This is a genomic window from Treponema sp. UBA785, assembly GCF_002297065.1.
Classification (GTDB): domain Bacteria; phylum Spirochaetota; class Spirochaetia; order Treponematales; family Treponemataceae; genus Treponema_D.
Genome location: NZ_DBJD01000066.1, coordinates 1124 through 9965 on the forward strand (window position 1 = coordinate 1124; position 8842 = coordinate 9965).

The following is an 8842-nucleotide window of genomic DNA, read 5'->3' on the forward strand; positions in this document are numbered from 1 at the left end:
GCGTTAGGGATTGTAGTGGCGGCGGAGCCGTTGCGGAACGGAGCAGGGCGGAGCGAAGCAATGAAGCCGAAAGGCGGAACCACGAAAAGCCCGGCCTGGCATATTCTTTTAGGAAAAAAACTTTTTTCCAAAAAAAATTAAAACGGCAAAGGCAAAACAAAAGTAAAAAAAGCCAGGAAACGCCCAAATACAAAAAAATTGACAAGGATGTCAGAGAATTCCCAACACGGTAAAAATTCGCTAGAATAAAGCAATGAAAACTTTTGAAAAATTTGGAACTGCTATTCCGCAGATTCTTTTGCCAAAAAACATTGATTTGAAAACCTGGTCGGTTATTGCCTGCGACCAATACACTCAAGACCGCGAATATTGGGAAAACGCAAAAAAAATTGCCGGCGAAAAACCGTCATCGCTCAACTTGATTTTTCCGGAAGTTTATCTGGACAAGTCGGACGAAGATTCAAAAAATGAACGCATTCACAAAATTCAGTCTGCAATGGATGAATACATCGAAAAAGGCGTTTTTGATTCTCCGCAGGAAGAATGTGTCTATATTGAAAGAAAAACCGCCTACGGCCGCACGCGAAAAGGCCTGGTTATGTGCGTCGATTTGGACAGTTACGAATGGAAACCTGGCTCAAAAGCCTTGATTCGCGCGACAGAAGCAACTGTTCCTGAGAGAATTCCGCCAAGAATGAAAATCAGAAACGGCGCAAAACTTGAGCTTCCGCATATCATGCTTCTTGCAAACGACCCGAAAGATGAGCTTGTCGGAGGAGCCGGAAAACTTGCAAAAAAGCAGATGCCGGTTTATGACGGCGATTTGATGCAAAATTCTGGCCATATTACAGGCTGGGCTGTAAAAGGAAGCGACGCTGAAAAACTGCTCGAAAACGCGCTCTCTGATTTGGCAAAAGCCGGAACAGATGCTGACGGAAACACCTTCCTTTTTGCAGTCGGCGACGGAAACCACTCTCTTGCGACAGCAAAAGCTGTCTGGGAAGAAAACAAATCCCGTCTTCCTTCTGATTCTCCTGTGCGCTATGCCCTTGTCGAAATCGTAAACATTTATGACGAAGGGCTGACTTTTGAACCGATTCACCGTGTTTTGTTTGGAATTGACAGCGAAAAGCTCATTTTGACTGTTGCTCAAAAACTTGGCGGAAAAGTCTGCGAACTGGAAAATGAATCTGAGCTTGAAAAAGAAGTTGCTTCCAGGAGCGCAGACGGCGCGCGATACGGATTTATCTTTACAAAAAATGGAAAAACTTCGTTCAAAATGCTCGAAACTCCGGTCAAAGATCTGGCGATCGCCGCTCTTCAGCCTGTGATCGACGGCTTTATGACCGAAAATAAGGCTCAAAAAACGCAGATTGATTACATTCACGGAAGCGACGAGACTGTCGGACTCGGAAAAACAGAAGGCAATACAGGAATTTTGCTGCCTCCGATTGCAAAAGACTGCTTTTTTGCGACAATCAACGGCAGAGGTCCGCTTCCTCGAAAATCATTCAGCATGGGCGAAGCTAGCGAAAAAAGATTTTATGTTGAAGCGAGAAGACTTTTTTAGTTTTTAATTCCAGTTCTACACAAAACCGATAAAGCCACGGCGGAAAGACATTTTTCTGAGCGTGGCTTTTTTGTTTTTAATGATTTTAAAAATTTTGAATCCGCTCCAAAATTTCCTTCCCAAATTTTGCCGCCTTGTTTTCTCCGATTCCATAGCAGTCTAAAAGTTCGTCCATCGACTTTGGCTTTTTTGCCGCAAGCTCGTGCAAAGTCCTGTCGCCAAAAATTACATACGGAGGAACATTCATCTCTTCAGCCTTGTTTTTCCGCCACTTTTTTAAGCTGGAAATCATAAAAAGCGTATTTTGGTCGGGCGCTTTTTTTTGAAAATTCCCATCATTCCCCTCAAAAGAAGAAGTTTCCGTTTTTTTGCGAAGAACAAAATCAGCCCGAAGAGAAGTTTTTTTTGATTTTCCATTTTTTCCAGAAGGCTTTGGAAAAAGAAGTCCGCCGGATGAACCTGCGCCCGCCCGGTTTTTCGGAACAAAAGTTCCCGTAGCCTTGAGAGATTTTTCAGACGGCAAGGCATTTTCAAAAGGAAGAAGAATTTTATCCCGGTTTTTTAGCACGCCAAGCCCTTCTTTTGTGAGCATTAAAATGCCGTAATCTCCGGTTTTTACAAGATAATTTTTTTCGATTAAAAGAGAAGCCAGTTCCATCCACTGAGCTTTGTCAAGTTCCCGGCCAATTCCCCATGTCGAAATCATATTGTGCGAATTGTCGAGAATTTTTTTACTTCTAGAACCCAAAAGAACATCAGCAATATACGCCGCTCCAAAATGCGAATTTGTGCGGATTATACAGCTCATAAATTTTTGGCAGGGAATTGTCATATCAGAAAGAACAGCTGGGCCTTTTGAGCAGATGTCGCAGCAGCGGGCATTTTTTTCTTTTTCGTTGTCATAAAATTCGCCAAAATACGCCAAAAGTTTTTTTCGCCGGCATTCACGTGCCGAAGCATAATCTGTCATTGACTGCAAGAGATTTTCTGATTTTTGAGGGTCGGAGGCATCCGTAAAAAAATGCCTTATTTTAAAAATATCAGCCCCGGAATAAAGCAAAAGCGCTTCGCTCGGAAGCCCATCCCGTCCAGCGCGTCCAATTTCCTGATAATACTGTTCAAGCGACTTTGGCAAGTCATAGTGAATTACAAAACGCACGTTCGGCTTATCGATTCCCATTCCAAAAGCCAAAGTTGCCACCATAATCTGCACCTGATCGCGGATAAACTGATTCTGATGATTTTTTCGCTCCTCGTCAGAAAGCCCGGCATGATAATTTAGAGCCGAGTATCCGAGTTTTAAAAGAATCTGCGTAAGAGAATCAACCTGCTTGCGGCTAAAACAGTAGATTATTCCGCTTTCGTCCCAATGCCTGCGAATACAGTCTACCACCTGGCTTACAGGATCGTTTTTTCTGGCAACCGACAAAAAAATATTCGCCCTGTCAAAGCTCGAAATTTCAACTTCAGGTTCTTTTAACGCAAGGTTTTGAATAATATCTGCCCGCACCTGAGCCGTAGCGGTCGCAGTAAGCGCAAGGCAAACCGCATTTGGAAACTGTTTTCTTACAGCAGAAATTTCAAGGAATTCCGGTCTAAAGTCGTGTCCCCACTCAGAAACGCAATGAGCCTCGTCAATCGTAATGCAGCTGACTTTTACGTGGCTGTCGTGAAGCAAATCCTGAATTTTCGGAGAACTCAAGCCTTCCGGCGAGACATAAAGAATTTTTGTTTCACCACGACGAATTGAATTCATCGATTCAAGATATTTATCCCAGTCAAGAGTGCTGTTCAAAAAAACTGCATTTATTCCAGAAGCCAATAAACTGTCCACTTGATCCTGCATAAGAGAAATAAGAGGCGACACAACGACAGTAATTCCGTCAAAAATCAAGGCGGGAATCTGGTAACAGAGGGATTTTCCTCCGCCAGTCGGCATAATTGCAAGAGTATCTTTTTTATTAAGCACATTGGAAATGATTTTCCGCTGCAGAAGCCTGAACGAATCGTAGCCGAAAATTTCTTTTAAAACTTTTTCCGGTTCGCAGCCAATATAATCTTTATTCATTGTTATTCCGAGCCTATTATACAAAAAAATTGCATTATAGTGTTGCAGAAAAATATTTTTTTCTGCTATAATAGCACTTGCGTTTGCCGAAGTGGTGGAATGGTAGACACGAAAGACTCAAAATCTTTTGCAGGCGACTGTGTAAGGGTTCAAGTCCCTTCTTCGGTATAAAAGAATCTGTTTTTTAACAGGTTCTTTTTTTTTACTTTGTGCGAGTTTTTTGAACGCTTTTCCGCAAGCTCGCATCTATTTTCTTGAAGAATGGCTTTTTCGTCCGCAAAAGTAAGCTATTCTCCCGGCAAAACAAATTCTAAAGGTCCGCTGTTTCCTCTCAATTCGACAGCTTCTCTTAAATCAGAAAATTCAATCCGCAAATGATTTTCCATATCAGCAATTGTCCTTGCAATTTTTAAGCATGCGCTCACTCCTCTTTGCGACAAGCTGTTTTTTTTCCGCTGATTTTCTAAAAATCGTTCCTGTTCTTCGTTCAAGCCGCAAAATTCGGAAATTTGCTGCGGACTAAGCCTCGAATTTTTTATACCACGCTCCCGCTGTTTTTTTACCGCCACTGCGATTTTTTTACGCAAAGCCCCAGTTGAAAAATTTTCATTTTCTTCACCGTCATTTTTACTTTCTTTTTCAACTGCCGAAACGCAAACCCTTAAATCAACCCTGTCTAAAAGAGGCCCGCTAAATTTTCTCCAGTACATTTCCACAGAACGTGCGCTGCAAAGACAGATTTTTCCTTCAACTCCGTAATTTCCGCATGGACAGGGATTTGCCGCCATCAAAAGCTGAAAATTCGCAGGATAGACAGTGCTGCGTCCTGCCCGGCTCAAAGTAATTGTCCCGGTTTCGAGAGGAACACGAAGCATCTGCAAAACACTTGTCCTAAACTCCGCAGCCTCATCTAAAAAAAGAACTCCATTGTGCGCCAAAGAAATTTCTCCCGGACGGCAATTAACTCCGCCGCCGCAAATTCCTTCTATGCTTGCAGTCTGGTGCGGCATTCTAAAATCGCCTTTACGCATTATTGAGACGGACGGCGGCAAAAGCCCTGCCAAACTGTGAATTCTCGTTACGCTTTGAGATTCCTCCATCGGCAAAAGAGGCAAAAGCCCCGGAAATTTCTGCAATGCAAGCGTTTTTCCGCAGCCTGGAGGCCCAAAAGCAAGCAAATTATGCCCGCCGGCCGCAGCAACCTGCAAAGCGCGAATCAGTTTTCTTTGTCCGAAAATTTCCGCCATCTCAAAACCTTCATCAACCGGAGGAAAAAGCACATTTTCGATCCAAACAGAACCTTTTGGCGCTCCCTGGTCTTCAGAAAATTCTCTTCCTTCACAAAAAACTTCCGGTTTATAAAGCGCATCAAACGCTTCTGCTAGATTTTCCGCCGCAAAAACTTTTATTCCTGCAACTTCCTTTGCTTCGCCAGCATTTTGCGAACTTACAATGCAATAATCAATTCCTGCCAGCTTTGCGGTTCCGGCAGCAGCATGAACTCCACGGACAGGCCGCAAAAGCCCCGAAAGCTCAAGTTCGCCCATAACAAGCACGCTTCTTTCAGAAAAACTGCCTTTTTGAGCATCAAGAACTGCCAGCGCAAGCGCCAAATCAAAACCGGCCCCTTCTTTTTTCAAATCTGCCGGAGACAAACTGATTAAAACCCGCTCCAAAGGGAACTCAAAACCAGAATTTCTGATCGCCGAACGCATCCTTTCCCGGCTTTCCTTGACAGCGCCGTCCGCAAGCCCAACAACGTCCACAGCAGGAATTCCGCGCCTTAAATCAACTTCAACGGCAACAAGCGAGCCTTCATATCCAAACGGCGAAAAAGAAAAAATTTTCATAAAACCGACCCCTTAATAATTCTCAAAAAGTTTCTATAATAATAAGTGGCCGTAAAAGTAAAAATTTTACAAAAAATTCACAAAAAAAATCAAAAATTTATTTTGTGGGCGGCAATTTTTCCGTCAAACCGGCTGCTCTGGGGTCGCTCACGCTCATTGCCTCCGGCAACTTTCGCCCGGCGCATCCGGCGCAGAATTTTCCGTTCATAAAAAATCTATTCTCTAAAATTCATTTTGCCCATTCAGTATTTTTAAAGTTAAAATCTTCGCCAAGAGCTGGCTTTAATTCTTCAAGCCAAAATCTGTCATCAATTTTTTTATTATCAAACATCCTGCCCAAATGTCTGTCCGCCCTTACACCTTTTCCATGAAAATCGCTTCCAGCAGTAACAAACATCCCAAGTTTTCTGGCAATTTCTTCAAGATGGTAACAATGGCTTTTTCTTGCTCCTGGATGCCAGGCTTCGAGCCCCATAACTCCTGCCGCATGGATTCTTTCAAGCTCTTCTTCAAGCCTTGCGATTCCTAAAAAAAGCGAGCATGGATGGGCAATTACAGGAATTCCGCCCGATGTTTTTATAGCTTCCACCGCAGTTTCGAGATTTTCGCCAGTATGGTTTACATACCATTTTTTTCCGTGTCCAAAAAAACGGTCAAATGCCTCCTGACGGTTGCGGACAATTCCTTTTTTTACCAAAAAATCCGCAAAATGAGGACGTCCAATCTGGCTTGCAGTAAAATTTGACTGAATCTCTTCAAGAGTAAAATCGTAACCGTCTTCGTTCATTTTTCTGACAATTTCAGAATTCCGGTTAAAGCGTTCTTCCGTCAGATAGTCAATGGTATTTTTTAGTTCTTCGCTTTTACGGCGCAATCCCAAACCCAAAAGATGAAATTCGCCTTCTGGCCAGGCAACTGTAATTTCAATTCCAGGAATAAAATTCACTCCGGTCTCCAAACAGACCTTTGCAGCATCGTTCAAGCCGTCAACAGTGTCATGGTCGGTCAAAGCCCAGACCGTAAGTTTTTTTTCAAAAGCATATCTGGCAGAATCGGCAGGAGAAAGGATTCCGTCAGATGCAGAAGAGTGGCTATGTAAATCAATCATTTTTTTAATATAGCACAAATTAAATTTTTTTAGAATTAAACCTTCTCAAATGATTTTTTTTGAAAATATGATTTAGTCAGTTAATTTTTTCATCAAAATATGCTAAATCTTAAAGAACTTATTATAAATTTGGATTATAATTGAATTATAAAACCTGTATTCAATGGGAGAAAATTTATGCCAAAAGTGATGCAATACAATAAAGGTTCAATCATTTATTTTGCAGGAGACCGTGACGACAGGGTTTTTATTTTGCAAAAAGGCTGCGTAATAATTTCCACAACAGACATAGAGACAAATCTTCCTGTTACAGAACAGATAAAAAACGGCGAATTTTTTGGAGTAAAATCGGCGTTGGGGCATTTCCCGCGTGAAGAAACAGCTACGGTTTTAATCGATTCTGTTTGTCTTTCGCTGACAGTTCAGGAATTTGAGACAATATTTTCTTCAAACAAGACTTTGATTTTAAAAATGCTGAGAGTTTTTTCAAACCAGTTAAGAAAAGTTCATTCTCAGATTGAAGAAATTCTAAACAAAGGACAAGACATAAACCGCCAGAGCGGACTTTTGGGTGTAGCCCAGGCTTTTTTTCATGACGAAAAATGGCGCAGCTGTGCAGATGTTTGTTTAAGATATTTAAAATACTATCCAAATTCAGCAGACGAAAATGCAGTCAAAAAAATGTTCATAACAGCGGATGCAAGGGCAAAACAATCCCAAAGCCTTGCTTTTGACGACGGAACAGAAAATATTTCTTTGAACGACAAATCCTTAAAAGTTTTTGAACTTCCGGCATTTGCACGTTTTGCAAAAAAATATTCTCCTGGACAAGTTATCATAAGCGAATTTGAACCTGGAGAAAGCTTTTATCTGATTCAAAAAGGCACAGTCCAGCTTGTAAAATGTGTAAACGGTCAAAATAAAAATCTGGATATTCTAAAACCTGGCGAATTTTTTGGAGAAATGGCGATTTTGGACAATTCTCCGCGCTCAGCAACATGTCTTGCAGTTGGAAACGTCCAGTGTCTGGAATTTAACAAGTCAAATTTTGAACTTTTAATCACCGGAAATCCGCAAATTGCACTTAATATTTTAAAACTTTTCTGCAAACGCATTTATGACCAGAAAAGGCGTTTTAAGATTCTGGTAATTCAAGATACTCAGGCGCGTATTGCAGATGTTTTTTGCATGCTCGACGAAATGAATCCACCGGCAAACCCAAACGAAAAACAGCGCAGATTTAATGTTACAATCCAAGAGGTGGCTCATTGGGCGGCGCTTCCTGTTGCAAAGACAACTGACGAAATAAACCGTTTTGCATCTTCAAGAAAAATCGAAGTTTTTGAAAATAATATTATTGTAAACAATATTGCCGACATGAAGCGAATCGTAGACACTAGAGCAACAAGCCGGCAGTAATTTTAAATTTCGCAGTCGCAGACCAGTTCGACAGGACAATGGTCGGATCCAAAAATTTCGGTATGAATTGCAGCTCTTTTCATCTGAGCTTTTAAAGAATTGCTCACTAAAAAGTAGTCGATGCGCCAGCCTGCATTTTTTTCGCGTGCATGAAAACGGTACGACCACCAGCTGTAAATATTTGCTGCCTCAGGATAAAAAAATCTGAACGAATCAGTAAAGCCTGACTCAAGAAGCTGAGTCATTTTTGAGCGTTCTTCATCGGTAAAACCGGCATTGTGCCGATTTGAAGCAGGATTTTTTATATCGATTTCTTTGTGGGCAACATTCAGGTCGCCGCAGACAATTACGCCTTTTTTTTGAGAAAGAGTTAAAAGATAATTTTTAAAATCATCTTCCCAGCGCATGCGATAATCAAGGCGTTTTAATTCGGTTTGAGAATTTGGAGTGTAAACTGTTACAAGAAAAAAATTTTTGTATTCAAGAGTTATTACGCGGCCTTCGGTGTCGTGTTCAGGAATTCCAATTCCGTAAAGAACCGAAACCGGCTCGTATTTTGTAAAAACTGCCGTTCCGGAATAGCCTTTTTTTTGAGCATAGTTCCAATATTGAAAATATCCAGGCAAATCCATTTGAATTTGCCCTTCCTGAAGCTTAGTTTCCTGCAGACAAAAAAAATCTGCATTCAAAGAATTAAACTCTTCGTAAAAATTTTTGCTAGTAACAGCGCGAAGTCCGTTAACGTTCCAAGAAATAAATTTTAAATCCATAAAAAAATTATATAATAATTTTTGCAGACGCAAAAGCGCACGGCCGGGCTTGCAGCC

6 protein-coding genes and 1 tRNA gene are annotated in these 8842 nt (G+C 41.4%); 3 read left to right on the plus strand and 4 right to left on the minus strand.

The window, feature by feature from the left end:
* Positions 1-253 precede the first annotated feature (253 nt).
* Positions 254-1570: a DUF1015 domain-containing protein gene (locus B2X33_RS05450; RefSeq protein WP_296668193.1), complete on the plus strand. Its 1317-nt coding sequence runs from the start codon at positions 254-256 to the stop codon at positions 1568-1570.
* An 85-nt stretch (positions 1571-1655) separates the two neighbouring features.
* Here the strand turns inward: B2X33_RS05450 and B2X33_RS05455 are convergent, their stop codons facing one another.
* On the minus strand, positions 1656-3638 hold the full coding sequence (locus B2X33_RS05455; RefSeq protein WP_296668194.1) for a RecQ family ATP-dependent DNA helicase: 1983 nt from the start codon (positions 3636-3638) through the stop codon (positions 1656-1658).
* Positions 3639-3723: 85 nt separating this feature from the next.
* Here B2X33_RS05455 and B2X33_RS05460 point away from each other — a divergent pair.
* Positions 3724-3806, plus strand: a tRNA-Leu gene (locus B2X33_RS05460).
* 119 nt (positions 3807-3925) lie between these two features.
* On the opposite strand, the gene B2X33_RS05465 is transcribed toward B2X33_RS05460, so the two are convergent.
* Complete coding sequence (locus B2X33_RS05465; protein WP_296668196.1) at positions 3926-5488, minus strand: YifB family Mg chelatase-like AAA ATPase; 1563 nt, start codon at positions 5486-5488, stop codon at positions 3926-3928.
* 229 nt (positions 5489-5717) lie between these two features.
* Positions 5718-6596, minus strand: coding sequence for a PHP domain-containing protein (locus B2X33_RS05470; protein WP_296668198.1), 879 nt, complete (start codon positions 6594-6596; stop codon positions 5718-5720).
* 177 nt (positions 6597-6773) lie between these two features.
* On the opposite strand from B2X33_RS05470, the gene B2X33_RS05475 reads away from it, so the two are divergent.
* Positions 6774-8015, plus strand: a complete 1242-nt coding sequence (locus tag B2X33_RS05475) for a Crp/Fnr family transcriptional regulator (RefSeq protein WP_296024956.1) — start codon at positions 6774-6776, stop codon at positions 8013-8015.
* 2 nt (positions 8016-8017) lie between these two features.
* Here B2X33_RS05475 and B2X33_RS05480 read toward each other — a convergent pair.
* The coding region (locus B2X33_RS05480) for an exodeoxyribonuclease III (RefSeq protein ID WP_349675713.1) at positions 8018-8842 on the minus strand (825 nt) is incomplete at its 5' end.

Excerpts from the sequence above, each read along its gene's own strand:
- B2X33_RS05450 (WP_296668193.1), top strand. The coding sequence starts at position 254 with ATGAAAACTTTTGAAAAATTTGGAACTGCTATTCCGCAGATTCTTTTG.
- B2X33_RS05455 (WP_296668194.1), bottom strand. The coding sequence starts at position 3,638 with ATGAATAAAGATTATATTGGCTGCGAACCGGAAAAAGTTTTAAAAGAA.
- B2X33_RS05465 (WP_296668196.1), bottom strand. The coding sequence starts at position 5,488 with ATGAAAATTTTTTCTTTTTCGCCGTTTGGATATGAAGGCTCGCTTGTT.
- B2X33_RS05470 (WP_296668198.1), bottom strand. The coding sequence starts at position 6,596 with ATGATTGATTTACATAGCCACTCTTCTGCATCTGACGGAATCCTTTCT.
- B2X33_RS05475 (WP_296024956.1), top strand. The coding sequence starts at position 6,774 with ATGCCAAAAGTGATGCAATACAATAAAGGTTCAATCATTTATTTTGCA.